20 protein-coding genes are annotated in these 26,169 nt (G+C 51.7%); all 20 read right to left on the reverse strand.

Annotated features, from left to right (window positions below):
* Positions 1–66 precede the first annotated feature (66 nt).
* Entirely contained in the window at positions 67–1,545 is a 1,479-nt protein-coding gene (locus tag AC5JQH_RS03105) for an MBL fold metallo-hydrolase RNA specificity domain-containing protein (RefSeq protein WP_493805274.1), read from the reverse strand.
* 77 nt (positions 1,546–1,622) lie between these two features.
* A complete protein-coding gene (locus tag AC5JQH_RS03110; RefSeq protein WP_493805275.1) occupies positions 1,623–3,566 on the reverse strand; it encodes a polysaccharide biosynthesis protein in 1,944 nt (647 codons plus the stop codon).
* Between the two features lie 288 nt (positions 3,567–3,854).
* The gene (glmS, locus tag AC5JQH_RS03115) at positions 3,855–5,696 is read right to left on the reverse strand and encodes a glutamine--fructose-6-phosphate transaminase (isomerizing) (RefSeq protein WP_493805276.1); all 1,842 of its coding nucleotides are present in this window, start codon (positions 5,694–5,696) and stop codon (positions 3,855–3,857) included.
* Between the two features lie 57 nt (positions 5,697–5,753).
* On the reverse strand, positions 5,754–6,308 hold the full coding sequence (locus tag AC5JQH_RS03120) for a sugar transferase (RefSeq protein WP_493805277.1): 555 nt from the start codon (positions 6,306–6,308) through the stop codon (positions 5,754–5,756).
* A gap of 43 nt (positions 6,309–6,351) precedes the next feature.
* The gene (locus AC5JQH_RS03125) at positions 6,352–7,296 is read right to left on the reverse strand and encodes a UDP-glucose 4-epimerase family protein (protein ID WP_493805278.1); all 945 of its coding nucleotides are present in this window, start codon (positions 7,294–7,296) and stop codon (positions 6,352–6,354) included.
* Positions 7,297–7,341: 45 nt separating this feature from the next.
* Positions 7,342–8,568 (reverse strand): glycosyltransferase family 4 protein, encoded by a 1,227-nt coding sequence (locus tag AC5JQH_RS03130; RefSeq protein WP_493805279.1) that lies wholly within the window; start codon positions 8,566–8,568, stop codon positions 7,342–7,344.
* On the reverse strand, positions 8,568–9,638 hold the full coding sequence (wecB, locus tag AC5JQH_RS03135; RefSeq protein WP_493805280.1) for a non-hydrolyzing UDP-N-acetylglucosamine 2-epimerase: 1,071 nt from the start codon (positions 9,636–9,638) through the stop codon (positions 8,568–8,570). The genes AC5JQH_RS03130 and wecB overlap by 1 nt, the downstream gene beginning before the upstream one ends.
* The gene (locus tag AC5JQH_RS03140; RefSeq protein ID WP_493805281.1) at positions 9,638–10,744 is read right to left on the reverse strand and encodes a glycosyltransferase; all 1,107 of its coding nucleotides are present in this window, start codon (positions 10,742–10,744) and stop codon (positions 9,638–9,640) included. Before AC5JQH_RS03140 ends, wecB begins: the two co-directional genes overlap by 1 nt.
* Positions 10,744–11,727, reverse strand: coding sequence for a glycosyltransferase family protein (locus tag AC5JQH_RS03145; RefSeq protein ID WP_493805282.1), 984 nt, complete (start codon positions 11,725–11,727; stop codon positions 10,744–10,746). The genes AC5JQH_RS03140 and AC5JQH_RS03145 overlap by 1 nt, the downstream gene beginning before the upstream one ends.
* Positions 11,728–12,036: 309 nt before the next feature.
* Positions 12,037–12,978 carry an O-antigen ligase family protein gene (locus tag AC5JQH_RS03150; protein WP_493805283.1) on the reverse strand — a complete coding sequence of 314 codons (942 nt, stop codon included), beginning with the start codon at positions 12,976–12,978 and terminating at the stop codon, positions 12,037–12,039.
* A 379-nt stretch (positions 12,979–13,357) separates the two neighbouring features.
* Positions 13,358–14,668: a flippase gene (locus tag AC5JQH_RS03155; protein WP_493805284.1), complete on the reverse strand. Its 1,311-nt coding sequence runs from the start codon at positions 14,666–14,668 to the stop codon at positions 13,358–13,360.
* A complete protein-coding gene (locus AC5JQH_RS03160) occupies positions 14,659–15,846 on the reverse strand; it encodes a glycosyltransferase (RefSeq protein ID WP_493805285.1) in 1,188 nt (395 codons plus the stop codon). Before AC5JQH_RS03160 ends, AC5JQH_RS03155 begins: the two co-directional genes overlap by 10 nt.
* A gap of 6 nt (positions 15,847–15,852) precedes the next feature.
* Complete coding sequence (locus tag AC5JQH_RS03165) at positions 15,853–16,935, reverse strand: DegT/DnrJ/EryC1/StrS family aminotransferase (RefSeq protein WP_493805286.1); 1,083 nt, start codon at positions 16,933–16,935, stop codon at positions 15,853–15,855.
* A gap of 45 nt (positions 16,936–16,980) precedes the next feature.
* Positions 16,981–17,556, reverse strand: a complete 576-nt coding sequence (gene wbpD, locus AC5JQH_RS03170) for a UDP-2-acetamido-3-amino-2,3-dideoxy-D-glucuronate N-acetyltransferase (protein WP_493805287.1) — start codon at positions 17,554–17,556, stop codon at positions 16,981–16,983.
* Between the two features lie 74 nt (positions 17,557–17,630).
* Positions 17,631–18,578 carry a Gfo/Idh/MocA family protein gene (locus AC5JQH_RS03175; RefSeq protein ID WP_493805288.1) on the reverse strand — a complete coding sequence of 316 codons (948 nt, stop codon included), beginning with the start codon at positions 18,576–18,578 and terminating at the stop codon, positions 17,631–17,633.
* Positions 18,579–18,625: 47 nt separating this feature from the next.
* Positions 18,626–19,903: a Vi polysaccharide biosynthesis UDP-N-acetylglucosamine C-6 dehydrogenase TviB gene (tviB, locus tag AC5JQH_RS03180; RefSeq protein WP_493805289.1), complete on the reverse strand. Its 1,278-nt coding sequence runs from the start codon at positions 19,901–19,903 to the stop codon at positions 18,626–18,628.
* 86 nt (positions 19,904–19,989) lie between these two features.
* Complete coding sequence (locus AC5JQH_RS03185; protein WP_493805290.1) at positions 19,990–20,952, reverse strand: Wzz/FepE/Etk N-terminal domain-containing protein; 963 nt, start codon at positions 20,950–20,952, stop codon at positions 19,990–19,992.
* A complete protein-coding gene (locus tag AC5JQH_RS03190) occupies positions 20,952–23,651 on the reverse strand; it encodes an SLBB domain-containing protein (RefSeq protein ID WP_493805291.1) in 2,700 nt (899 codons plus the stop codon). The genes AC5JQH_RS03185 and AC5JQH_RS03190 overlap by 1 nt, the downstream gene beginning before the upstream one ends.
* Positions 23,652–23,684: 33 nt before the next feature.
* The gene (locus AC5JQH_RS03195; protein WP_493805292.1) at positions 23,685–24,998 is read right to left on the reverse strand and encodes a capsule assembly Wzi family protein; all 1,314 of its coding nucleotides are present in this window, start codon (positions 24,996–24,998) and stop codon (positions 23,685–23,687) included.
* A 387-nt stretch (positions 24,999–25,385) separates the two neighbouring features.
* A complete protein-coding gene (locus AC5JQH_RS03200) occupies positions 25,386–26,144 on the reverse strand; it encodes a Wzz/FepE/Etk N-terminal domain-containing protein (protein ID WP_493805293.1) in 759 nt (252 codons plus the stop codon).
* Between the last annotated feature and the right edge of the window lie 25 nt (positions 26,145–26,169).

Consider the following 26,169-nt stretch of genomic DNA (forward strand, 5'->3'; position numbering starts at 1 on the left):
AAACCGTTGTCGGTTCTGTTCTGTTACTTCCAACAATACCCAAATCGTGCGCGCATCAAAACCTCGCTACGCCGGAATCAGCACTTGGGAGCCAGGCAACACCCGTTGAAGCCTTACCTGAAATGCCGCCTTTGCATCCTCATCCCCATGCACCACCCGAATTTCCAAAGGTGCTTCAGGAATCTCTTCAACAAACCGAATCAAATCACTCTGCCCCGCATGGGCCGAATAGCCCCCAACCTGATGAATCCGGGCCCGGATATCATAGCGGTCACCATCCAGCTCCACCCAGCCACCACGGGGGCCATAAGTCAGAATATCTCGACCTGGCGTGCCCGCGGCCTGATAGCCCACAAAGAGCACATCGTTCCGCTTATCTCCGAGCATCGCTTTCAGGTAATTCACCACCCTGCCACCGGCGCACATGCCGGAACCTGCCAGAACCACACAAGGGCGATGGGAACGGGCCAGGTAATCCACCGCATTCAGGTGGTCTTCGTGGGAGTTGATGACCGTGAGTTGCTCAAAAGAGAGCGGATGCCGGCCCTGGCGGACCAATTCTGTGGCTTCCGCATCCCAGTAGGGCTTCAAATCGCGGTAGATTCGGGTGAATTCTGCTGCCAGCGGCGAATCCACAATGATTTCCAGAGACTCCCAGGTAAAAGAGGGGTCTGACCCCATTTTCATGCCCGAAGCTACCGCGTCACTCCCAAACTCATGAATCAAACTCTCAATTTCATAAAGCAACTCCTGCGTCCGCCCAATACTGAACGCCGGCACCAGCACCGTGCCTCCATCCCCAAGCGCATGCTCCAACACCGCCTTCAATCGGTAACGCCTCGTTTCCCGGTCCTCATGGTCCTTATCACCATACGTACTCTCAATAACCAGGCGGTCCGCCCGCTCCGGCGATTGAGGCGCCGGGAGCAACGGAGCATGGGGCGCTCCAAGATCGCCACTGAACACAATCCGCTCTTCAGCCTTGCCAGCACGGACATCGCATTCCACATAAGCCGACCCCAGAATATGCCCTGCTCTCTGCAGCCGAACCGACAGCGAGCAATCATCCTCATCAAACACCGAGTGCCACTGGCCATAGGGCACCGGCACCAGGCGGGAACGAATCAGCCCCAGAACCCGCTCAATCAGCTGCCGATCGCGGGTAAACCCGATCTTCAGAGCATCCTCCAGAATCTCTGGCAACATAATCGCCGAGGGCTCAGAACAAATAATGGGCCCGTCGAAACCCGCAGCCAGCAAGTAGGGAATGCGACCTACGTGGTCGATATGCACGTGGGTGACCACCAGGGCCCGGATATGATCAATGGGAAAATCAATGGAGAGGTCGGAAGCGGAAGCGCCGCGCCCCTCGTCCTGGCCCTGGAATAGGCCGCAGTCTATGAGGATGCCGGAGGAGCTTGGTGCCGTGAAGTTGGGGTCTGACCCCGCGGGGTCAGACCCCTTTTTCATACCCGGAGTCAGAGTCAGCTCATGGCAGGAGCCAGTGACGCCAGTGGTGGCGCCGTGGTGGAAAACTTCAATCATCGTCAACGTTCCTTGTTGAAAAACAAAAACGGGGGCAATCAAGCCCCCACCACTAAATTACCAGCCAGGATTATATCCTAGGCCAAGGGCAACCGACGGACCTTGTCCTCATTCTTTGCTTCGCCAACCCGCTCCTGATTGCCGTTGCACCAAACCAGATCCGCCACATCCCCATTATGGGCAAACCCCGTTGGCGCCGTTTTCAGAATCTGAACAATATCCTGGCAGTCAAAGTCGTGACTTGCCCGCATCAACCGATTCAAGGTTTGCTCGACTTCTTCCCAAGGCATCGAGACCTCCCTCGCCATCATTATCCTTGGGTGCGCAGTGCCCTGCGGGTTATCACCAATCAATAACTCCTCATAAAGCTTTTCACCTGGCCGCAACCCGGAGAATACAATTTCGATATCCCCGTCAGGCCGATCGTCGGTTTTCTCCATCAACCCCATCAGGTGAATCATCTTGCGGGCCAGGTCGGCAATTTTTACGGGCTCGCCCATATCCAGAACGAACACTTCACCCCCCTGCCCCATGCTGCCAGCCTGAAGAACGAGCTGGCTGGCCTCGGGAATGGTCATGAAGTAGCGGATAATATCCGGGTGAGTGACGGTAACTGGCCCACCATCCCGAATCTGGTCCCTGAATAGAGGCACAACAGAGCCGGAAGAGCCAAGAACATTACCAAATCGCACCATGGAGAAGATGGTGTCTGACTGCCGCTGAGCCAGGCCTTGGAGCACAAGCTCGGCAAGGCGCTTACTGGCGCCCATCACATTGGTGGGGCGCACCGCCTTGTCGGTGGAGATAAGCACAAAGCGCTTTACGCCAGCCGCAATAGCGGCTTCCGCAACATGGAAGGTGCCAAATACATTGTTCTGAACACCTTCAATAATATTGTGTTCGACCAGCGGCACATGCTTGTACGCCGCGGCGTGGTATACCGTCTCTATGCCAAAACTCCGCATCGCCATTTCGCAGCGCCGACGGTGAGTTACACTACCAAGCAAGGGATGTATCTCCACCCCAAGCCCCTCAATTGTATTGATCGCCTGGAGCTCGCGCTCAATCGCATACAGGGAAAACTCTGACTGCTCAAACAGCACTAATTTAGAAGGGCGATGCTGAATAATTTGCCGACAGAGCTCCGAACCAATCGAACCTCCGGCCCCGGTTACCATTACGGCACGCTGATAAAGGCTTTTGGCAACCTGCGCATTATCGGGCTTCACCGGATCACGCCCTAAAAGATCCTCAATTTCCAGATCACGGATATCGTTAATCCGCGCCTGGCCAGCTACCAACTCCGACATTGTGGGAACCGTCTGCACCGGTATGGCCAAAGGCTCCAGCTTTTTCAGCAAACGCTTACGGTCGATACCAGAATCCGCATCCAAAGCTAACAACAAACGCTTGATGCGATGCTCCCTCACCACACGCTCAATATGACTGATGTCGTACACCGGAATTCCATTTATCAAGGCCCGGTGATTCGCTTTCAACAACGTTATAAAAGCAGCAGGATGATATTCGGTGCCTTGGTCCAGCGCGTTCGCAAGTTGTAGGCCAGTCTCCCCAGATCCAACAATCGCCACAAACTGTTTGTTACGATGCCTCGGCCGATTGACAAGCATACGGACCGTCATTCGGGTACCGCTAACGAAGATGAAAGCCAGTGCGCCGTATATAATCGGAACGGATCGAGGAACTTGTACCTCCAGCCAATAACCCAACACGATCAGAGTGATTGCAGAAACCACCACCCCGGTTATCACCGTAATAAAGGCTCTGTCACTCAAATAGCGGATAACCGCCCGATAGAGTCCCAGCTTGACAAAAACGGCAATCGTGAAGACAACCGTTAACCCAGAAACAATAAGTTGCCCCTGATCAGGCACCCAGAACTGTTGCTCCAGGCGCAGCGAAAACGCCGCCCACAAAGCAAAAAACAGAACCGCCACATCGGCAACAACCGACACCAGCCGTTTGTGGACCCGAGATAAATTCAGGAATTTTTCAAACATGGTGTTCCCTTACCAATGTGGCGTGATAATAAAGTCGGCAACAAATTAATAAAGTTGGTAACTTCCGGCTTCGCCATAAACCTGAAATCATTAAGTCACAAGGTTTATCAGTAGCTTAACCGACGACCGCCGTATCTTAGTTCGTTTCGTGAACGAGATTTCCCGCCTGAAAGTTACCAACTCTATTCTTTATTCCGGATTTTTCAGTGCGGAAGAATGCGAGCTATAGCGGCGTTTTGTTACCAACCTTTTTATGATCTGACAACCAAAAAACCGCAACCAAACCTGTCATTCAACAGTAACACTTTTGGCCAGATTGCGAGGTTTGTCTACATCGGTGCCCTTTACGAGCGCCACGTGGTAAGCCAGTAACTGCAGAGCGACAACGTGGAGAACCGGCGACAAGACTCCATAATGCTCGGGCATTTGAAGAACCTGGATGCCGGGCTCCGAAGCTACCTGGCTATCGCCATCGGCAAAGACGAACAATTCGCCACCCCTGGCCCGAACTTCTTCCATATTGGCCTTTAACTTCTCCAACAACTCGTCATTGGGCGCCACGACTACTACGGGCATGTCGGCATCCACCAACGCCAACGGGCCGTGTTTCAATTCGCCCGCCGGGTAAGCTTCTGCATGAATATAGGAGATTTCTTTCAGTTTTAAGGCACCTTCAAGTGCAATCGGGTAATGGCGGCCACGGCCAAGGAACAGCGCGTGATGCTTGCTGCCGAACTGCTGGGCCAGATCGCGGATCGCCGGCTCCAGCGCCAGGACTTTTTCAACAGCGACCGGTAAATGGCGTGTTTCATCAAGGTAGGCTGCCTCATCCTCAGCCGATAGCACGCCGCGCCCCTTCGCTAACAGCAAAGCCAAAAGGAACAACGTAGACAATTGGGTGGTAAACGCTTTGGTGGAAGCCACACCGATCTCAGGACCTGCCCGCGTAATAAATCGCAGAGCCGCCTCACGCACGATGGAAGATTCAGGCACGTTACAGATGGCCAAAGTATGCCTGTGACCGAGCGCCTTGGCGTACTGAAGCGCCGCAATGGTATCCGCGGTCTCCCCCGACTGAGATATGGCGACAACCAACTGGGATTCCCGGGCTACTGATTTCCGGTATCGATATTCACTGGCAATCTCGACATTGCAGGGCACGCCGGCAATCGCCTCAATCCAATATCGCGCGACCATTCCGGCATAGCTGGAAGTACCGCAGGCGAGAATGAGTACTGACTCCACTTCCTCAAAAACTCCAGCGGCATCGGCACCAAACAAACCGGCCTGAAGCGTTCCAGCACCACCCAGCATCTCGAGAGTATTGCCAAGCGCCTGAGGCTGCTCGAAAATCTCCTTTTGCATGTAGTGCTTGTACTCGCCCAACTGAACCGCGTCCGCTGTCAACGAGGAGGTGGTCACAGGGCGGATAACCGATTGGCCTTCTGCATTCCGAATCGTCACACCATCCACGGTAAGCTGAGCAACATCACCGTTCTCCAGATACATCAACTTACGGGTTTCCGAAATCAAAGCGGAGGCATCGGAGGCCGCATAAAAGCCCGCATCACCCTGCCCCAGCATGAGCGGCGAACCTTCCCGGGCCACAACCAGGGTTTCTGGTTCGTCCCCATGGACCACAGCAAGGGCATACGCACCTTTCAGGTAAGGGACCGCAGCCCGAACAGCCTCGAAGAGCGAGGGTGACGCTTCCCCCATCTTCCCTGCCAGGCAAGCCTCAACAAGGTGAGCGACAGTCTCCGTATCAGTATCCGACGTAAAGTCGTACCCGAAACCCGACAGCATCGCGCGTAGTTCAACATGGTTCTCGATTATGCCATTGTGAACAACCGCAAGATTACCGGACACATGGGGGTGCGCATTCCGTTCCACCGGCACTCCGTGTGTGGCCCAGCGTGTGTGGGCAATACCGATATGCCCCTGTAACTGTTCCCGATCAACCAATGCCCCCAGCTCGGACACACGGCCCACAGAACGGGCCCGTTTAAGACCGTCGTTAAGAAGCGCCAGTCCAGCCGAGTCATACCCACGATATTCCAGTGTTTGAAGGCCAGCTAACAAAAAAGGTGTTACATCACTGGCGCTCACGGCGCCTACAATACCGCACATAAAGGTTCACAACTCCAGAATAAAAATAGAAAAACTACCAAATGAGGGAGATGACGATTACTGACCAGGAACTCTGTCCCCCGCCCCTTTTCCGACAATCGTCAAAAAAATGTACCTGAAATAGGCGGCGAGATTGAGGTTTTGAAGCATTTTTTGATCCTTCTCTGCCAATAAAGCAGGCGTGGACATATCAATGTCATTCACCTGAGCCAGCCCAGTTATCCCCGGTCGAGCAGCCAGTACACCTCGACGTGCCCGCTCCTCTATCAGCTCTTCCTGATTAAATAGACATGGCCTGGGACCCACCAGGCTCATCTCCCCCTTCAACACATTCCACAGCTGTGGCAATTCATCCAGCTTGGAACGTCTCAAAAAACGCCCGAACGGTGTAATGGCGCTGGCACTTGCAAGATGGCTTGCAACCGAAACGGTGTCTTTCTTCATCGTACGAAACTTCACCAGCACAAACGGCTTTTTATTTCGGCCGACCCGCTCCTGGCGAAAGATAGGAGAACCGGTATCAAACAGACCAATCAGAGTCAGCAGCAGCAAGACGGGGAACCCAACCACCAACCCCAGTAGGGCAAACACAAAATCGAATAACCGAATCACAAACACCACCTAATAAGAAAAATGACTTTGGCGGCTCTCACCGCTAGGCCCTTTCATTTCCGAGCGCTCTGGCCAAGCCCTCGGCCACAGTGACCGGTGGCTGCCAACCCAGAAGGTTACGAGCTTTTGAAATGTCCACTTGCAAAGATCCCAGCAAACGCTGGGCAACTGGCTTTTTACCTAGAAGACCGGCACCGAACATCAGTACACCTGCGGGTACCGGAATCAAACGCAGAGGCCTATGCATAGCTTTGGCAACGCCTTGTAACAATTCTGTTGTGGAAAGATCTTTTCCGTCACTCACCAGAAATACCTGGCCAGTGGCGGCAGGATGATCGATACAAGTCACGATAAGATCCACCAGATTATCCAGTGCGACTAATGAACGCTTGTTGTGAACTGCGCCAAGTGGAAGAGGCAAGCCTTTCTCCACTATTTTCACCATTGTGGCGAAATTACCTTTCACCCCCGGCCCATAGACCAAAGGCGGGCGAATAATCACCAGTTCCATACCAGCGCCGGCCGCAAGGCGCTTCAGCGCCTGCTCCGCTTCCATCTTGGAAATACCGTAGGGATCTTCTGGTGCCGGCTCATCATCCTCGGAAAAAGCATTCCCCTCAAACGTTCGCTCACCATTCACTTTGATAGAGCTGATGTAGATGAAACGCCTGACACCCGAATCAATCGCCTGCCGGGCAAGGTTAAGCGTGCCTTCCACATTAACCCTGCGGTATTCCGCTAGCGGATCAGTCAATTCATCTTTCATTATATGAGCTCGGGCTGCGGCGTGAATCACCACCTGTTGCCCAGCCACGGCTGAGGACCAATCCGTGCCGGCATCAAGGCCATTAAACAACGCTTCGCGCCCGCAGTTAACAGCCCCAGACCGCCTTACTGCACAGGTCAATTCCTTATCAGGCAAACCTTCGAGCGATTCGGCTAATCGACGACCAACGAAGCCCGTGGCCCCGGTCAACAGTACTTTCACGCTAACTCCGGATTCAAAAGTTCATAACAAATGTCAGGCAACACTCTAATCAAACAACACAGCGGCAAGCTTTTCCGCAAGTTGCCCATACTCGTACTGCTCAAGGGCCGCTTTTCGACCATTGGCTCCCATAGCAGCCCGCTCTTCAGGAGCCATGCAGTAGAGCTTTAAGACGGCATCAGCAAGTTGTTTGTCATCCTCGGAAGCTATCTGTAACCCTGCGCCAGCATCATCCACAGGTTTGTACTCGCCCGACTCAATGCCATAGATAATCGGCCTGCCCGAGTACAAATAGTCAAAAAGCTTATTGGGCGAAACACCGAATCTGAACAATGGATCCTTCGAAAGGCCTATATAGCAACCATCAAACCGAGCTAGCATTGCCTGGATTTCAACTTTCGGAATTGGGTCAACAAAAAACACATTGTCCAGTCCCTTACTGGCAACCATCTTCTGCAATCCAGCCTTTTCTTTTCCATCCCCCACCAGAACAAACGCAATTTCCCGATACTCTTTCAAGCGCTCAGCGGCATTAACCAGCGTATATAGTGAGTTTGCAACTCCCAAGGTTCCGGTATAGCCAACTATAAACTTTTCTTGAGGAAGTTGATCCACTGCCCTGGCGTTCAAGGCTGCATTGAGGCTTACCTCATCCATAGAGAAGCCATTAGGCACCCAGGTGAACTTTTCCCGCTTCATACCCCGGCTGACCATATGCTCTACAGAATTCTTGAGATTGGAAACCACCCGGTCGGAGTCACGATAGGCCTTGTCCTCAACCCACTGCATAAGACGGATAAACAGATGTCTCGGGGAGTATCCGCCGATATCCATCAGAGTCATTGGCCAGATATCCCGGACCTCAAATACCAGTTTTGCACCAACCCGACGCGCCAACGTCTTCGCCCCGAGAAACGAGAGCAGAGACGGAGAAGAACAAACCACCACATCGGGCGACTCGGGGATCACCTTCCACAGACTTCTGAGACGCCAGGAAAAAAGAAACCAGCCCAGAATTCGACCCTTGCTATGAGCCTGTTCGTAATGAGGCATTCTGGCCCAGACAACTGTAAACCCGTTTCCCTGCTCTTCGAGCTCAAATTCTGACGCAACGGCTGGCTTTTCGCGTAAAAGATGATGGGCAGCAGACGTGATCAGATAGACCTTGTAGCCACGCTTCGCCAGCTCTCTTCCTATATAATAATGACGGCCAGCGTACCCATAATCCGGCGTAGACGCATATTGGTTAACGATCCAGACTGTCTTCCTCATCAACCGGCCTTCACCAACTCATCCACAATCCTTTGTGAGGCCTCGCCGCCGCCATACAACTGTTCCGTATCCTTGACCCTGCGCCCAACATTCCGAGCAGCAGCGTCCACTATTTTCTCCTGATCGGCCCCAACAAGCTCATTGGCACCGGCATGAACCAACTCCACCCATTCGGTCTGGTCCCGCATGGTTACGCAGGCCTTGCCAAAGAAAAAGGCCTCTTTCTGAACACCGCCACTGTCGGTCAACACCAACTGGCAGTGGTCCAGCAACCAGACCATTTCGAAGTAACCCACCGGATCGATCAGCTCAACGTTCAAGTCCAGGCCTTGCTGAGCGATCAATTTTCGGGTTCTCGGATGCAAAGGCAGAACGACGGGAGCCTCGTTCTGGTGTATCTGATTCAGGGCCCGAACAATATTGGCCAGACGATCCGGGTCGTCTGTGTTCTCGGCCCGATGGAGAGTGGCAAGAATGAAGTTTTCCGGGAGCGTCTCCTGCGCTGGCGCCACCGCCTTTTCCGCGAACAACAGCGCCGCATCCTGCATGACGTCTCCCACCTGCATCACCTTGACTGGCTTGTTGGCAAAGCCCTCATCCTCGAGGTTCTTGACTGCAGTAGTGGTGGGACAAAAGAGCAAATCGCTGATCTGATCCGTGAGGATACGATTGATCTCCTCCGGCATCTGCATGTTAAAACTGCGCAGGCCGGCTTCCACGTGGGCAACCGGAATATGTAACTTGGCTGCTGCCAGCGCCCCGGCCAGAGTAGAGTTGGTATCGCCATAAACAAGAACCCGATCCGGCTTGTGTTCCAGTAGCGCTTGTTCGATTTCCGCCAGCATCCGGCCGGTCATCTGACCGTGACTGCCACCGTGAATATCCAATTGGATATCTGGCCTGGGAATGCCTAACTGGTTAAAGAAGATGTCCGACATATTGGCATCAAAGTGCTGGCCCGTGTGCAGCATGATTTCATCAATACCGTCGGTTTGCTTAATAGCGCGGGAGACCACACTGGCTTTGATGAATTGAGGGCGTGCGCCGATGATTGTAAGGATACGTAGCATTAGTTTCCCTTTCTGTATTCATAAATCGTTTTGTCATAAACAGACAACATGGTGTGCACACAAGATTCCCAGGAGTAACTCTCCGCGACATGCCTTTGCGCCATACTACCCATACGTTCCCGCAGTTCCGGATCCAGAACCAGCTTCTCCAGCGCATCGGCAGCTGCTTCCGGGTTCTCACGAGGTACAACTAACCCGGTTATCCCGTCGACCGTCACTTCCGGAAGCCCCCCAGCATCCGAAACAACAACCGGACGCCCCGCCGCTCCGGCTTCCAGAACCGCAACACCGAAGCTCTCGCTTCGACTCAATGCAACGAAAATATCCAACTTGTAGAGTTCGGCCGGTACTTGAATGTGAGGAACCCGTCCTACAAAGCGCACACTCTCAGCGACTCCAAGATTGCGAGCCAGTGACTGAAGTTCAGCTAGCTGCTCTCCCTCCCCCACCAAGTGCAATTCCAGCTGAGGCGGCATGACGTTCTTTCTGGAATGAAAACGTTTAACCAGTATTGCGTACGCCTCAATAAGGGTGTCGATGCCATACACCGGTTTCATCGACTTGACCGTGCCAATCACGAGCTTGTTATTAAGACAAGGCTCCAGTAACAGACTGCCCTCATAAGCACCAAGGTCGATACCAAACGGTGTAACGGTAATATGCGATATTTCGGGGGCAATACTGCGGGTTTGTTCGGCCATACAGAGGCTAGTAGATGCAACTTTATCCGCGGCTAACAGATTCTTTCTTACAAGCCATTTATGCAGGAAGGATTTCAACGGGAAATCATAAACATCGCTGCCCCAAACAGACATTACCCAAGGATGCCAATCCACAATGCGAGCGGTTGTCCCGTAGCCACTTGCATAATGTGCATTGACGATGTCCGGCGATATTCGTGTCAGTAACGTGCGAACTTCGGCAGCCATAGTGAAGTACCCCAACGCTCCGCGAAAGCGTGACAAATGTACCTCGACATCTTCCGCAAAGGGCTCTACTACCGGATGCTGGCTAATTACGTGAACTTCGTGACCTGCTGCGCTAAGCCCGTTGGCCCAACGTACAGTATGAATCGAGGATGCTGCAGCCAATAAAGCAATTTTCACTAACGAAACACCCCGGATAATGCCTCATCAATCTGGTGGCGGCGGCCAATTTCTTTCTCGAGGACAGAGCCATCAAAAGGTCGATCCAAGTACGCGTTAAAGTATTCAGTAAACGAGTTGGGCTTATCAAAATAGTTCAACACTGGTAAACCAAGAGCGATATAATCAAAGACCTTTGTCCCAAAATCGTAGTCCGGATCCCTTATCACGGATATTCCGATGTCGCACTCAGCCATCTTTGCATAGAGTTCAGCTTTAGAGAGCCTACCTAATATCTCGACTTGACCTCGCCCACCTGAAGCTTTTTCCACATATTCTTGTAACCAACTATTATTTTCATAATCAGAACCGAAAAGCTTAATCACATATTCATAATCAGAGTAGCGCTCAGAAATAACTTTAACAATCTTCTTTACTTTATCATCACCGTATTCGCTGAACTTTCCCGCACAGCCCAGTGTCAGCCGATTTTTACTCAATGTATTTTTTGATGAATGGGACACTTCTCTTAAACTGGACGCCAAATTGATATCTTCATCTGACGCACCATTGGGGACCAATAAAACCGCGCGACCCGAAATCTTTTCCAGATGTTCTTTCAACCCTGGAGTGCAGGTTATCGTCAAAAATGAACTTCTAATGGCAAACCGTTCTACAAAACGGGCAAAAAATGCCTTTATGGGTTTTCTTTCTGTAAGACCGCCGTATCCGGAGGCAATCGCAATTGACCAACCATCTCTAATATCGAATATAACTTTAATCCAAGGAACAAAAAACAACCACCAACCTCTGAAGGGAGGCATCGACAAAAAAACAAAGGTTTTCCTATCCTTACGTAAAATAAGATCTAGAACCTTGAACTGATTTTGACTAATCAATCGACACTCAATACCATTTTCCGTAAAAAACTGCTTAAAAGCAGAGACTCTCTCGAAAGCTGGTGATCCCGGAACATTATTTGGCTCAATAAAAATTATAGACATACACTCACAGAGTCCCTGAAAAATTCAGAATATTAACCATCAAACTTTCACCAAAAATCCCGACACGCCTGGTGAGGAAAAGATCGCCAAAAAGAAAATGAAGTTATTAATAATTGATGAACTTACTAGAGATAGCAAAAAAACGAGAACAGGACATAAAAATAGATCAAAATCCTCTTGGGTCTAACCAAGAACAAAAACAATAACACAGAACCACTCCTAGCCAACCCAGCCAATAGCCAACTTCCACAAAAAAGGACTTAACAAAATCTCAAGCATATCTGTCGAAATTTACTTCAAGCCTGAATTTCACGAAAAAACGTATCTCTTGCGAGGAACACCTTCAATGATCGTTGACAAGATGAATGCATATAAGGGTAGCAAACCAAACGAATTAAAAAAATTGATTTCGAAAAACTGATGAATGCACAGCGCAATAAAGCTCGCAGATGCGATCAATCTTACTTCATTAAAATAAAATGATTTTTTAAAAAAAATTAAAGAAAAGCTTTTTAAGAAATACAAAACATAAAAGATCACCCACAATACAAAAACAACAACGCCATCGGTAACTAGTTTTTGAATATAGGAATTGTGAGCGCTCAACTCTTCGTTGCCCATTTTATAAGAATATTCACCGACGCCGGTGAGAGGAGATTCTGAGAGGCGGCGCATAGCATCCTGCCAAATAATTGCCCGGTGACTGGTTCCGTCGGATTGCACCCTCTGAAAAAGAGTATCCAGTATGTCAGGAATATAAGCATATATAAAAAAAAGAAAACATATGATGAGCGCTCCACCCAGTCGAACAGATCTATCACCCAGTGACCTAATAGAAAACAACGCCGCTATCATAACGACCGCAAGAATCGATGCTCGAGCTACCGTGGCCAAAAGAAACAATAAAGATAAAACTAAAGCTGCCTGAAGAACAATCTTCAGAAAACCTGACACTCTAAAACCAAATAGAAAAAGAGCGAGAACTGAAACATTTACAACTAAAAAAGCCCCAAATGAGTTCTGATTCACATATGGACCCGAAAAAAATAGCAAACCAAACATCGAAGACGATCTAAGCTCGTCTGTTAAAGTTGACCTCTCAACCCCATAGTAGGGGAGGTCGACCCCTAAAAACATTAATATCGAAACACTTAAGACAGCGCCTCCAATGAGAAGAAACGGGCCTACACATTTCTTGGGTCCTAGCAAATTATTTGCAGCTACAGCGACCAAAAATAGGGCTCCATACATAAACCCCTTTCCGACTATATTAGGAATCCAATCCTTTGAACTTACCGAAAAAACTGTTACAAAAGCCAGGAATATAAAATAAAAAATCATTATTCCAAGTATGAAAATCTGCAATCTCGAAAACTGTATACGATGAAAAAATATACAAATAAACAAAAGACACAAAACAAAAGCATAAATTAACTTGTTCGAGACCCAGGAGACCATACCCGGAACTATGTTTATAGAGCTTAAAAATATAGCGAGAACGAGAAAAAAATAAATAAAATAAAAAGCTGAATTTACACGAAAACTTAACATCAACTTTCCTGAATAAAAATACTTTTAAATATACAAATAAGCTAACTAGTTGTTAAGGATCAACTTTCCTAAAATACTTCTATAAAGCTTCATGCATTTTTGAATTACGCTCGATTAGAAAATATTTTGATATCGCATCAAAAACATAGGCAAAACTGGTCGCCCAAGCTGCTCCTACGATTCCATACTCTGGTATCAACATTATGTTTCCACCGACATTAATAGTTAAAACACCCAGTGAAACGTACATATTCCATTCCGGCTTACCGGCTGCGGCGATGCAGTTTGCCTGAACCCGCGCACCCGCCCAGAGGACTACGCCCGGAATCAACCACAGGAATGCGGGCAACGCCTCGCGGTAATCGTCGCCAAAAATTGGACCGATAAGCCAATAGAGTGCCAATGCGGCAATTCCACTGATAAACGCGGTTATCAGTGCCACCAGAACAAAGCCCTTTCTCGTAAGTTTCAGGCGCTCCAGCGGCTTATCTTTCATCGCCGAAAGCCTGGGAAACAACACCGTGCTGACAGCCTGGGATGGCATCCAGAGCTTCTCCGATATCTGCACTGCTATCACGTAGAGTCCCGTGGCGGCAGGAGTAAGAAAGAAGTTTACGAGGAAGATATCGGCCCGGTAGTTTATGAGCGTTATCACATTTGAAAGATGGGATTTCCAGCCATAATCCAAAACCCGCTGATTGTAGCTGTTTGCTTTATCGGCCCGCTTGCCTGCCACTTTCGCCTCATCCACTGGCACGTGAGTTCGCAGAAACAGAGAGACAGCGATGAGTGCGGCCAATTGGCCCAAAATGAATGCAGTTAGTGCACCGTAGATGCCTGCATCAAATATATACAACGCAACCGTCACCCCTGTGAGCGTTATCAAAGGTGGGAGTAGTACCGATGCATTAAACGCCCGAAAATCCTCCATGCCCTGTAACACTGTAGCCAAGAAGGCCAGTAAGAGCATGATTGGAAAACAGGCTAACCCGATAAACAAGAGTTCTTTCGGAATTCCTGGGAACAGAGTATCGCCCCAGGCAGTGAGTACTGGTAAAGATACGACCAAACCAACAAAGGTAATAACCAAGGCGAGCCGGATATTTCCTCGAACGGCTTGGTTAGCGGAAAAATCACGGCGACTGAGATGGTAAACGGTCGCGGGACCAATCCCGAGATTCAAAAAGTTTGCGAGCAGTGTTGGTACCAGCACCGCCATGGCGTAGAAACCATTCCCTTCCGGCCCGAGTTGCCTGGCAATAATAACCACAACCAGCAACTGCATCAGTGCTGCTGCAATCTGACGCCCCAGTGTCATGCCTATGTTTCGTCTCATGGGCGAGCCGGAGGCGAGTTGCCGGACTTTTAAAAGCAACGCACTCATGCCCATTCGGGCTCTTTCTTACTTGAGGCTATCGCCTCCTTGTATTCTCTGGTCAGCCTTCCAGCAATGGCTTCCCCTGAGAAGCGCGCTCGGGCTCGAGCAGCAATCGAGACAGGGTCGAAAGACTCTAGATCGTCCGACAATGCCTTCATCGCAGAACCAAGGGCTTTGGGGTTTTTGACGGGAACGAGCAGACCGTCGCCCTGCTCAACAATACACTCAGGGCCACCACAACGCGTCGCGATAACGGGCACACCTGCCATCAACGCCTCTGCCGCTACGACGCCAAATGTTTCGTAATGGCTGGAAACCACCATTATGTCAACTTGCTCAAGGAGTTGAGGCACCTCTGCAGGAGGAACCATCCCTAGAAAACGCACGTTATTGGCAATATCGAGCTCGGAGGCCCTCTTTTCCAAGGCTTGCCGAATTGGCCCGTCACCACCAAACCAAAGCTCGGCGGAGGGATTACTATCTGCAACGGTTTTGAAGGCTTCAATGAGATCTAGCTGACCCTTATTCTCTGTCATCAGCGCAAGGTTCAGGAATCGAATGGCGTCTTTCTTTTCAATGACTTTATTTGGGACCTTGAAGCGGTGTGATACGACGTTAGGTACCCAATGCCAACGATTCCTGGTTGGCGGGAAAGCATCACCGAGAATCTGTCCGAGCGCTGGGCTCACAGCGATCCTCCTGTGCGCGCCGTACAGGGCACTTCTCGCTAACTCCAGCTGCCAGTCTGAATAAAGATTTCGGGCGAAAGCGCTACTGTGCTCGGTTAAAACCATCGGGATGCTGAATTCGCTGGCTAAACCTGCCGCCGCCGCACCACTGTATATCGCGGAGTGGGCATGCAGGATATCCGGCTTTCCATGGTACTTGATATATTGTTTGAACAACGATCGTGCTGCTTTGCTGAAAAGCCAGTAATTACCAAATGGCACACGCGGCAAGGCCGCAAGCACGTCCCGTCGATAGGTTGGAATACCTTCGTCCAACTCATAAGAGGGTGTAAATGGTGCCCCTCCGCGATTCACCAGCGTTCGCAAGGATTTGAGCTTTGGAGCAATCACCCCTACCTGGTGTCCGTATTTCAGGAGAGCAAATGCCTGGTCTCTGAAAAACACGCCTTTGACATCTGCGGGATAATCGGGGTACCAAGATGGAAAAAAAAGAATATGCATGGGGGATCAAAGCCCGCCCAATGCTTCAACCACACGCGTCTGATCACCCTCAGACATGTAAGGATGCATAGGCAACGACATAACAACCCTGGCAGCCTCGTCCCCTGCAGGTAGATCAGCAGCAGGGTCTGCAACAGCCGGCTGCTTATTCAACGGAATCGGATAATGCACCGCCGTTGGAACGCCCGCCTCGTTAAGCTTCTTCTGAACGGCCTCACGATTGTTTACGCGAATAGTGTACTGCGCCCAGGCTGATACATTATGCGCTTCGACAAAGGGCGCTGTATCGATCCCAGCGTCATTAAGTAAGCGTGCATAATTTTCAGCAACCTGGTTACGCAGCTGAATTTCCTCTTCAAGCAAGCCCAACTTCGGCAACAGAATGGCTGCCTGCACAGTGTCCAACCGGCTGTTTACCCCTACGCGGATATGATGATAACGCCGATCCTGACCATGGCGGGCAATCTGCCGCAGTATAATGGCCAGCTCGTCGTCGTTCGTGAAGATAGCACCACCATCGCCATAGCAGCCCAGTGGTTTGCTCGGGAAGAAGCTGGTGCACCCGATGGTGGTCAGATTGCAGGACTTTTTACCCTTGTAGTTGGCGCCAAAGCTTTGCGCCCCGTCTTCGATGACGGGGATTCCGTGCTTCTCGGCAATGGCGTTGATGGCATCGAAATCTGCGCACTGGCCATACAGCGACACCGGAATAATGGCTTTGGTCCGGGGAGTAATAGCTGCGTCAAGCTTTTCAGGATTCAGGTTGTAGGTTTTCGGATCGATGTCCACGTAAACCGGCTTTGCCCCCAGCACGGCTGGCGTCTCCGCCGTGGCGATGTAGCTAAAACCCGGCACAATCACTTCGTCGCCGGGGCCCACCCCCAATGCCATCTGGGCAATTTGAAGCGCATCTGTTCCATTTGCAACCGAGATACAGTGCTTGGCTCCGCAGTAGGCAGCGAGCTTCTCCTCCAGTTCAGCAATCTCGGGGCCCAGAATGTATTTGCCATGGGCGAGCACTCTCTGGATATTCTGGTCTATCTGGTCTTTGATGCGGGCTTGTTGGGCGGCCAGGTCTACGAATTGCATTTGGCAAATACCTTTCTGCTTTATCCATTATCAGAGAGATGGCTCTCAGTGTTTGATCAATTGGTTGTCTTTCAGCACGTAACGGCTGCCAGTATGGGGACAAGTGGTCTCACCCTCCCCTTTCACCGGTAAGTCCAGTTGTTCGCCGAACTCACTCATCCAACCTATCTGTCTCGCGGGAACACCAACCATGAGCGCGTAGGCCGGGACATCTTTGTTAATAACCGCGCCCGCGCCAACAAAGGCGTATTCGCCAACGGTCACGCCGCATACGATGGTGCAGTTGGCACCTAATGTTGCCCCCTTTTTCACCAGTGTATCCCTGTATTCGCTCTTGCGTTCGATCAGGGAGCGGGGATTGTATACGTTGGTGAAGACCATGCTTGGGCCACAGAACACGCCTTCTTCAAGATGGACGTTGTCATAGACGGAGACGTTGTTCTGGATTTTACAGTTGTCGCCGATAGTGACCTTGTTGCCGACGAATACGTTCTGGCCCATGGAGACGTTTTTGCCAACTCTGGCACCACCGCATACGTGGACGAAATGCCAGACTCGGGAGCCTTCGCCGATTTGGGCCCCTTCATCTACTATGGCGCTGGGGTGGACGGTTGCCAACATAGCTCTTACCTTTGTTTGGTTAAAATGGGGTCTGACCTCATGGGGGCAGGCCCCTTTGTTCACATCGCTCACTCTCAGTTCTTAAGGAAAGGATGGTAGTTACCAGTGAGCCCCGCAGGGCTTGCATTTCTGATGGTGGCAACGGTCTCGATTGCCACGCGGTTTTCTTCCAGACCGAACCCATTGCCTTTGAGAATTTCTTCATAGCTGCGAGTATGGAGGTCTGTGAAGCCACCAGAGAATTCGATTTCCTCACCATCCACGGTTATTGAGCGGTAGGTGCGCTGGCCATCCGCCTTGGCGCTTTCCGGTACATATTTATAATCCACGGACAGGAACCATCGCACTCGGGCTTTTTCGTATTCGAGGTAGCCGGCGGCCATGGTGTCATCGCTGTGATGGACCACGTTTTCCTGCAGCTCGCCAAAGATAAAGTGCAGCATGTCATAAAAATGAACGCCGATGTTGGTAGCAATACCACCTGATTTGTGTTCGTCGCCTTTCCAGGACTGCAGGTACCAGTGACCACGGGACGTGATATAGGTTAGGTCTACTTCATGCTTGGTGGCTTTCTGCTCATTCTGCACTTTTTCCCGCAACGCGATAATGGAGGGGTGCAGGCGAAGCTGGAGGATCGTGTTTACCTTCTGGCCTGTATCCCGTTCGATTTCTTGAAGGCCATCAATGTTCCAGGGGTTCAGCACCAATGGCTTTTCGCAAATGGCATCAGCGCCCGAGCGCAGCGCAAAACGCATGTGGGAGTCGTGGAGGTAGTTCGGCGAACAGATGCCTACATAGTCCACTGCGCGGCCGCCGTTTACTCTCCTGAGCTTATCGATATGACGATCGAAGCGCTCGAATTCGGTGAAAAAGTCGGCATCGGGGAAGAAGCTATCAATAATGCCCACTGAATCATTTTTGTCCAGCGCAGCTACCAGTTCATTACCGGTCTCCTTGATGGCTTTCATGTGGCGAGGGGCGATGTAACCGGCGGCGCCGATCAGGGCAAACTTTTTGCTCACGCTTTAATTACTCCATTTGATGATGTGCGTTCATTGTTGAAAAGTGCTCAAAGGCGTAGATCCGTCTGATCGGCAGGGAACAAATACTTCAGGTCGTAAACAAGGTGGTCGTCTTGTTTACACAATTTGCGGATTTTCCCCATGCCCATCGCTGCGAACTGTTGGTGGCCGACGGCAATAATAATCGCATCGTAAACGCCGCTTTCCAGTTCGCTTACTGGCACAATATCGTATTCATGCTTGGCCTCTTCTTTCGAAACCCAAGGGTCAAACACGTCTACCTGAGTGTTGTATTCCTTTAGCTCCCTCACAATATCGATAACCCGGGTGTTTCGTAAATCAGGGCAGTTTTCCTTGAAAGTCAGCCCCATAACGAGAACCCGTGCGCCCTCAACGTGAATACGTTTTTTGAGCATTCCTTTGACCAACTGAGACACTACGTACTCACCCATGCTGTCATTCAATCGCCGACCTGCGAGGATTATCTCAGGGTGGTAGCCAATAGCCTGGGCTTTATGGGTCAAGTAGTACGGATCCACTCCGATGCAGTGCCCGCCGACAAGTCCCGGGCGAAATGGAAGAAAGTTCCACTTAGTACCAGCCGCTTCCAGCACTGCTTCAGTATCAATGCCCATCCGATTGAAGATAACCGCCAGCTCATTGATGAGGGCAATATTCAGGTCGCGCTGTGTGTTCTCGATAACCTTGGCAGCTTCAGCCACTCTGATGCTGCTGGCTTTGTGAGTACCGGCCGTGATGATTTCGTTGTAAAGGTTATCTACCAGTTCGGCGATTTCAGGCGTAGAGCCCGAAGTTACTTTTTTTATGCTTGTAACCCGGTGGTCTTTGTCGCCTGGGTTGATTCGCTCAGGGCTGTAACCAACATAAAAATCCTGATTGAATTTCAGGCCAGAAACTCTTTCCAGAACAGGCACGCAATCTTCTTCCGTAGCCCCGGAATATACGGTCGATTCATAAACAACTACATCGCCGTTTTTGAGTGTCTTGCCAATGGTTTCACTGGCTTTAACCAGGGGCGTGAGGTCCGGTGTTTTGTGCTCTGTAATCGGAGTAGGAACCGTAACGATATACACGTTCGCGGCGACCAAATCTGCGACTTTCGTGGTAAAGCTAAGGCTTCTTGCCTCAGACAACAGTTCGTCTTCAACTTCAAGAGTGGAATCGTGTCCGGCGTGGAGTTCGTCAATTCGGCTCTGGTTGATATCGAACCCAATGACGTTGCGTTTTTTTCCGAATTCTACGGCTAAAGGCAGGCCTACGTAGCCAAGACCTATAACGGCGATGGTGAGCTGATCTTTTTGCATTTTGATTAACGATATCAATTGGTGAATTGGAAAGTGGGAACGGGGGGACCTAAGCCACTAGCATGCGAACACTTTGTGTGGATCTCTCAGTCCATTGACTTCTTACTGTTCCGAATGAAAACAATAATGAACCAAAGGAAAATACCCAGCATGCCTCCCAACATTGTGGAAACGATAGCTATAATAGCCCGCTTAGGCTCGCTCTTCTCCTGAGGCACAACCGCAGGGTCAACTGTTTTAAATATGTACTCACTCTGGGCATTAGCCAACATAACGGTGCGCGTTTCGCTTTCAACCAGTTGATAAAAAACTTGCTGCATGCCAGCTATGTTAGTTTCGCTGAGTTTCTCCTCCAGATAAGCAATTCGGGCCTCAGCATCGTTTATATCCTGCTGGCGCATGTGCTCGTTAATGTCGTGTGCCAGCTTTGCCGCCAACTCTTTCGCCATTGGCGGTGATTGACTTTTCACACTCAGAGTCACCATGCCGGTTTCTTGATCTTCAGAAATGCTGAGGTGGCTCTCTCTGAACTTCTTCACCAAGTCCCAATCCGTCGGTTTATAACTTTTGCCGTCCTCATCCTGAAGCCATTCATTGGTCTGCGGATTATAGACTTCCCGGTTGATCACCCATTCCTGGTTTTCCGTGTTCCAGCCTTCGGTCGCCATTAGCGGCACACTCAGGTTATGGCGATGAATGAAATCGGAAAGAAAGGCGTGGGATTGCAATACCTGTTTGGCCATCACGGTTTTATTAGCACCGCCGCCACCCAGATTGATACCGGCCAGACTGGCCAGGCCACCCAACTGGCCACTTAATCCACCAATACCGCCCTCGTCCTGGGTTGGTGCTAGTAAAACGCTGGCCTGATAGATATTAGGTTTACTGAGGGCAAATAAAACGCCTGCAGCAGCAAAAGCAATGGTGGAGAAAAGTATGATCCACTTGCCCCGCCAGAGTGTGACAAAGAGTTCCCGCAGGTCGATCTCATCACCCGGATAGTAGGGCTGCGCCATTGCCGGCTGAACCGGCACCTCATGCTTGCTCATCACAGGTTCCCCACAGCTGCTGCACCAAGGGCCATCTGATATACGATTTGGCTTACGTTTGTCCACAACTCCAGCTTGTTCAGACGGTCCACGTCAATCGGCATTATGATAGTGTCTCCCGGCTCCAGTTGCTGGCTACGTCCACCGAACCATCTACTTTTCTCTGGCAGCATCACAGAGCCGTCTGCCTTCACAACGTAAACTCTGCTGTCATCGGCCTGGCGGGTTGGGCCGCCAGAGCGCTCAAGGTAGTCATCAACGGTGAGACCGGGCTGATGAAGGTGACTGGTCGGGAACTGGACTTCTCCGAACACTGAAACTGACTGCGGTATATTCGGAACACTCAAGGAATCGCCATCCTGAAGGCGGATGTTCTGATAGCCTTCATCCTTCATAACTGCGGCAAGGTCGATAACCATGCGGCCCACAGGACGACTGTTCTGAACCTCTTCCAACAAGCCCTGAACCTGCTGCACCCGCTGAGCGTTCTGCCCGCCGAAGGTGTCGCCCTGGAGCTGGACACCCAGGAGGTCACCCTGCAAGCGTTCTTCGGCCTCTCGCAGGCGCTGGGCCTCCAACCGGCGAAGCTTCTGGCGGGTGAACACGGCTCCTCTCGGGAATGCGTTCTCAGTCAAGCCGCCCGCGCGGAGAATGACGTCCCTCAGAGTCTCCCCTTCACCAAAGGTGTACTCTCCCGGATAGCGTACCTCACCAGAAAGGGTGATTCGGAATTGTTTGTCAAAATCCGGAGTAGGCTGAATCAGGATAGAATCACGGCTTTGAAGTGCTTGCCGCGTTTCCCCTGCCATTACATCCGCCAATGCAATCTGGCGGGTGATCACTCTGCGGTCGCCCTCTTCTGCAAGCTCCGATCTAGCCAGTTCCGCCGAAAGGAGCGAAGCTGAGTCTTTCAGGCCTCCGGCGAGAGCAATTGCATCGGCAAGCCCGCCGTTTTCGGGGATAGGATATTCTCCCGGATAGCGTACTTCGCCGGATATGGTGACAAACGAGGCAGGCTCGAGGGGCGTTGCCTGGATGCGAAGCTGCTTCACCAAACCTGGCAGTAGCTTCTCCCGCTTTGCATCCTGCAGCTGCCGCAGCCCGTCCTGTTCACTTTCAGTTAGTTGCTCTCGCTCCAGCATGGCAAGCCAACGGCGCTCTTCATAGTTCTGCTGGAGCTCCTCCCGCTGTTGGGGACGCAGATTGGCCAACTGTTGCTCGGACGGCTTCGAAATTCGCTCGCCTTTCTCCAGGCGCTCCTGAAGATCCTGGTATTCGGCGTATCTAAGGGCCCTTTCATCGAGTTCTGTTTTCTCCAGATCAGAGAACACGAGTAATTGGTCGCGTTCCTCAAGGATCAGATCGGCTTCACTACCGGGGCTGCGAAGGGCATCTCGCAGATCAATCACCACGGTGCTCAGGTGATCATCCGTGGACTTTCTTACGAGAAGCGCTACATCTCGATCTGCCGCAGGCAAAAGGTCGTTTCGGAGATTTTTGAGGACAGATGACACCCTCATGCCGGGCACGAAGGCGTAGCGCCCCGGTCGCGTGGCGGCCCCACGAACTTCGATATACTGGCCGGTGATGTCGGCAATGGAAGCAATGGTGATGCGATCCCCTGGCAGCACCCGAGCACTCTGGCCCTTCTGCTCCGTGTAATCCGCTTCTGCGATGATTCTCAGGAAGTCTTCATTGGTGCGCTCAATTTTTACTCGTTCCGGATAAGCCTGGGGGGTAAGCCCCCCGGCCAGGCGCACCAGCTCCTTGAGGCTGGTTTCGTCTTCCAACTCGTAGAGAGCGGGTCGGTACACTTCACCATCAATGCCCGCGCGCTCGCCGACTGGCGGAATGAAAACAACATCCCCTGGCTGGAGGCGGTGGTCACCAGAGCTGTCGCCATTGAGAAGCAGGTCATACAGATCCAGGATGCCGATGAGCTTGCCATTGCGCTTGTGCTGCACAGCGCGCAGGGATCCGGACTGTTTTACACCGCCTGACACATACAATGCATTGGTGATGGTGGAAAGCGAGCTTACCGTGTAGGAACCGGGATTGCGGGCCTCGCCCAGCACAAATACCCGCATGCTACGCAGTTCGCCAAGGGAAACACCGGCTTCCACGCCGATGTATTGTTCGGAGACCCGTTTGCGGATCTGTTGGCGCGCTTCATCAAAGCTCAGGCCTGCAACGCTGAGAGGGCCGGAGTTGGGAAAGCTGATTGAGCCATCACGACTGACTGGCAGTTCAAGCTGCTGATTTTCTTTACCCCACAACTGAATGCGGAGCACGTCGCCAGGGCCGAGTGTGTAATCGTTGGGAACGGGAATTTCCGTTACCGGAGCAAAGGTTGTTGGGCTACCCGCAAAGAGATCGTACCCGAAGGGTTTAAGCCCCCCATTTTTTCGGGCCAGCTCTTCCTCTTTCTGCTGCTGTTCCTGCTCTTTTTGCATCCGCCGTTGATTGTCACTCGCATCATTTTGTTCAGGCTCGACAACATCAATATTTTCAGGGCGTTGCTGGCTCTGGCGGCGACCCTGAATATTATCCAGGTCTATGCCGTACTGCCGAGCCAGGGCTTCTTGCTGGGCCCTTGGCAAGTTTTTGAACTGCTCAATCTGAGACGGGCTGATGGATTGGGCGGCGGCCGCCATTGGCAACAGCAGAGCCAGCGGGAGCAATAGATTCTTAAGCTTCACAGTTATAGATCCGGCGGTTTGGTTCGGTAAAGTTTAGAAACGGTAGGTCCAGGTGGCTTCCAAAGACCATTGGTCTTTTTCGCCGCCCAGGTACTGGATTTTCTTGTCAGTAGCCTGGAGGCCCAGGTCAAGCCAGCCATTCAAAAAACGATTGCCGTATCCAAGATCAAGAATGGCAACATCCTGGTCACTCTCGGGCACGGCATAGAAAATGTCGCTATCAGTCACAACTGCGCGGCTTACGCCATCCTTGTTTAGCCGGGCGAACGTCACTTTGGCAGCAAGGTTGGCACCACTATCGAAAAAGTTGAATGCACCCAGGGTTACCGCTTCTGCGTCACCATCAAAACTTGCCCCCATACTGCGGCCGTAATAGCGATAGCCAGAGCGGTAGCGGGAGTGGTCGTAGGTGATGTTGGGCATGGCATCGCCCAGGAAGTCGTCCGCCAGGGTGTTTGTGTACTCAACAAACCACTGCTGGTCAGCTTTGAATAACTGCGTCGTCCAGTCCGCGCCCAAAAGCCAGGACTTACGGGCTGGAAAGGCGCCCGCTTCGTCTTCGCCCATCATCTGGGCGTATAAGCCCATAGACTGCTGACCAATTGAGAATCCATAGCGGGCATCAATGCTGGCGAGCTGGTTGCCCGGGTCGTTTTCCTCGAGCTGGCCGTTATCGCGTCCGATCAGCGCGTTCCATATGGTCGACGCGCCCTCAGGCCGCCCTTCTCCACCGAACATGATGGCCCGTGAGAGACCAATATCCAGGCCATCGATCGGGCGGAACGTGAAGCGCATGCCGATCAGTTTGGCATCGGGTACCGCACGGTCACTCTCATATTGGCCGGCAAGCGCTGTGAACTGCCAGGGGCCGATCCAGCTTAACCAAGGGGTTTCAAAAGCGTGGGTATTGTTCCGATTAATCCAAAGCGCCGGCATGGGGCGGGCGTTGTTGGAGAGAATAAGGCTGGACTGCCAGCCGGGTCCCCACCACCGATCAATGGCCCCAGCGCCCAACACCCAGTTACCTGCAGCCGCAGCCAGGTAGCTACCATCCAAGCGAAGCTCTTCGTCGTCATCGGTTTCATGGGCGTATGAAGGCTTGAGCCCCAGGGCCCATACTTCGCCTTGCCACTGGAGGTTGATAGCCGTGCCAGCTTTCGCAAGTGGATTCTGATCAAAACCGCGAACTCCGGGTATCTCGCTGCTGCCATAGAGGCTGTACTCGCCCCGGAAACCCTGCTGAGCCTGCTGTTCCTTTTCGAAGCGCAGGTAGGCAGCAGCGGAGCCCACGGAAGCCTGGTCAGCGCTGACGCTGTCCTCCAGGCCACTGTCGACCGCACTCCACATTATCGGCCAAGTGCTTATGGTGCGATCCATATGGCCACGGTCAGCCAGCTTCTGGGCCGCAAATCTCGCCCGCGAATCGCCCGGCTCAAGCCAGGGGGCCGCGGGGAGAGAAACACTTGTCAGACACGCTACCGCCCCACCGACCAGGGCCCAGTGTTTTAAGGTCATAAAGTTGGATTATTTGAAAACGACAGGAAACAGGCAAAAGGAAGGGGACAACTGACTCCCAACTGTATCCTTGTCGGTAGGTGAATGTACTGTTTCAGAAGCGTGCCGATTTTACAGCAATGTCTATGACACGCAAGTGACAAAAAGTCTGACACATGCGTTATCAGGAGGTTACGGGGGTAAAGAATTGTTAAAGGTTCAGAATCTCAATTTTTCCGTCTACATTTCGCTCAGGTTTGCTCTAACCAAACTTACAAACTCCGCGAAAAACGAAAGAAGAATGCCGGTCATCAAACCCAGCATGGCAGCCAACACCACAATCAGGCTCCGTGCGGGGCCTTTTCGCTCCGCGCTCTGACGATTGAGCAGCAGTTGTTCCGCCGGTTGGATGGAACTGAGGACCGCCTCCAGGGAAAGGCGCTTTTCAACCGTATCGGCAAGTGCGGCTCCGGCATCCCAAGAACCCTCCAACTTGCCAATGGTGGAAGTGAGCGATTCGATTTGCCTTTCAAGGTTCTCTTGCAGCCTGGAGACGGTTACGGATTGCGTTTGTTGCAATTTCTCAATGAGCTGGCGATGAACTCGCTTGATGCCCTCCTCCTGGGCGGGTGTGCCTTCGGAGACAATCCGGATAAGCCCGGTGTTCTCCGGGTTCGAGAAGCGAACCTCAAACGGAATGGACTGGTCCTGTTCCGCCTGGTGAAGGGCCTCAATGTCCGGAAGCCAACGATTCTCCAGCGTTGCGATCACTATGGCCGGCTTCTCAATAAAATTTCCGGACTCTTTCTCGGCCAGCCTGAACAAGCTGACATAATCATATTTTTCCGGCAAGAGCATGGCGTATAGAACGCCCGCCGCCAGAGATACGAGAAATACGAGGTAGAATATTCGACGTCGCTTTAAGAAGGTGGAAGCCAGGTCAACGAGGCTGATCTCGTGGTCATAAGAGGATTGAACTGAACGCTGCTTATCTTCCATAGGTGGCCGTCCTTTTTTATTATTA

The sequence above is a fragment of the Marinobacter sp. H13 genome (assembly GCF_059072335.1).

Coding starts and splice junctions, on each gene's coding strand:
- glmS (WP_493805276.1), bottom strand. CDS start 5,696: ATGTGCGGTATTGTAGGCGCCGTGAGCGCCAGTGATGTAACACCTTTT.
- AC5JQH_RS03200 (WP_493805293.1), bottom strand. CDS start 26,144: ATGGAAGATAAGCAGCGTTCAGTTCAATCCTCTTATGACCACGAGATC.
- AC5JQH_RS03110 (WP_493805275.1), bottom strand. CDS start 3,566: ATGTTTGAAAAATTCCTGAATTTATCTCGGGTCCACAAACGGCTGGTG.
- AC5JQH_RS03195 (WP_493805292.1), bottom strand. CDS start 24,998: ATGTGGAGTGCGGTCGACAGTGGCCTGGAGGACAGCGTCAGCGCTGAC.
- tviB (WP_493805289.1), bottom strand. CDS start 19,903: ATGCAAAAAGATCAGCTCACCATCGCCGTTATAGGTCTTGGCTACGTA.
- AC5JQH_RS03150 (WP_493805283.1), bottom strand. CDS start 12,978: ATGTATGGAGCCCTATTTTTGGTCGCTGTAGCTGCAAATAATTTGCTA.
- AC5JQH_RS03160 (WP_493805285.1), bottom strand. CDS start 15,846: ATGCATATTCTTTTTTTTCCATCTTGGTACCCCGATTATCCCGCAGAT.
- AC5JQH_RS03155 (WP_493805284.1), bottom strand. CDS start 14,668: ATGGGCATGAGTGCGTTGCTTTTAAAAGTCCGGCAACTCGCCTCCGGC.
- AC5JQH_RS03105 (WP_493805274.1), bottom strand. CDS start 1,545: ATGATTGAAGTTTTCCACCACGGCGCCACCACTGGCGTCACTGGCTCC.
- AC5JQH_RS03165 (WP_493805286.1), bottom strand. CDS start 16,935: ATGCAATTCGTAGACCTGGCCGCCCAACAAGCCCGCATCAAAGACCAG.
- AC5JQH_RS03130 (WP_493805279.1), bottom strand. CDS start 8,568: ATGAGGAAGACAGTCTGGATCGTTAACCAATATGCGTCTACGCCGGAT.
- wecB (WP_493805280.1), bottom strand. CDS start 9,638: ATGCTACGTATCCTTACAATCATCGGCGCACGCCCTCAATTCATCAAA.
- AC5JQH_RS03145 (WP_493805282.1), bottom strand. CDS start 11,727: ATGTCTATAATTTTTATTGAGCCAAATAATGTTCCGGGATCACCAGCT.
- AC5JQH_RS03185 (WP_493805290.1), bottom strand. CDS start 20,952: ATGAGCAAGCATGAGGTGCCGGTTCAGCCGGCAATGGCGCAGCCCTAC.
- wbpD (WP_493805287.1), bottom strand. CDS start 17,556: ATGTTGGCAACCGTCCACCCCAGCGCCATAGTAGATGAAGGGGCCCAA.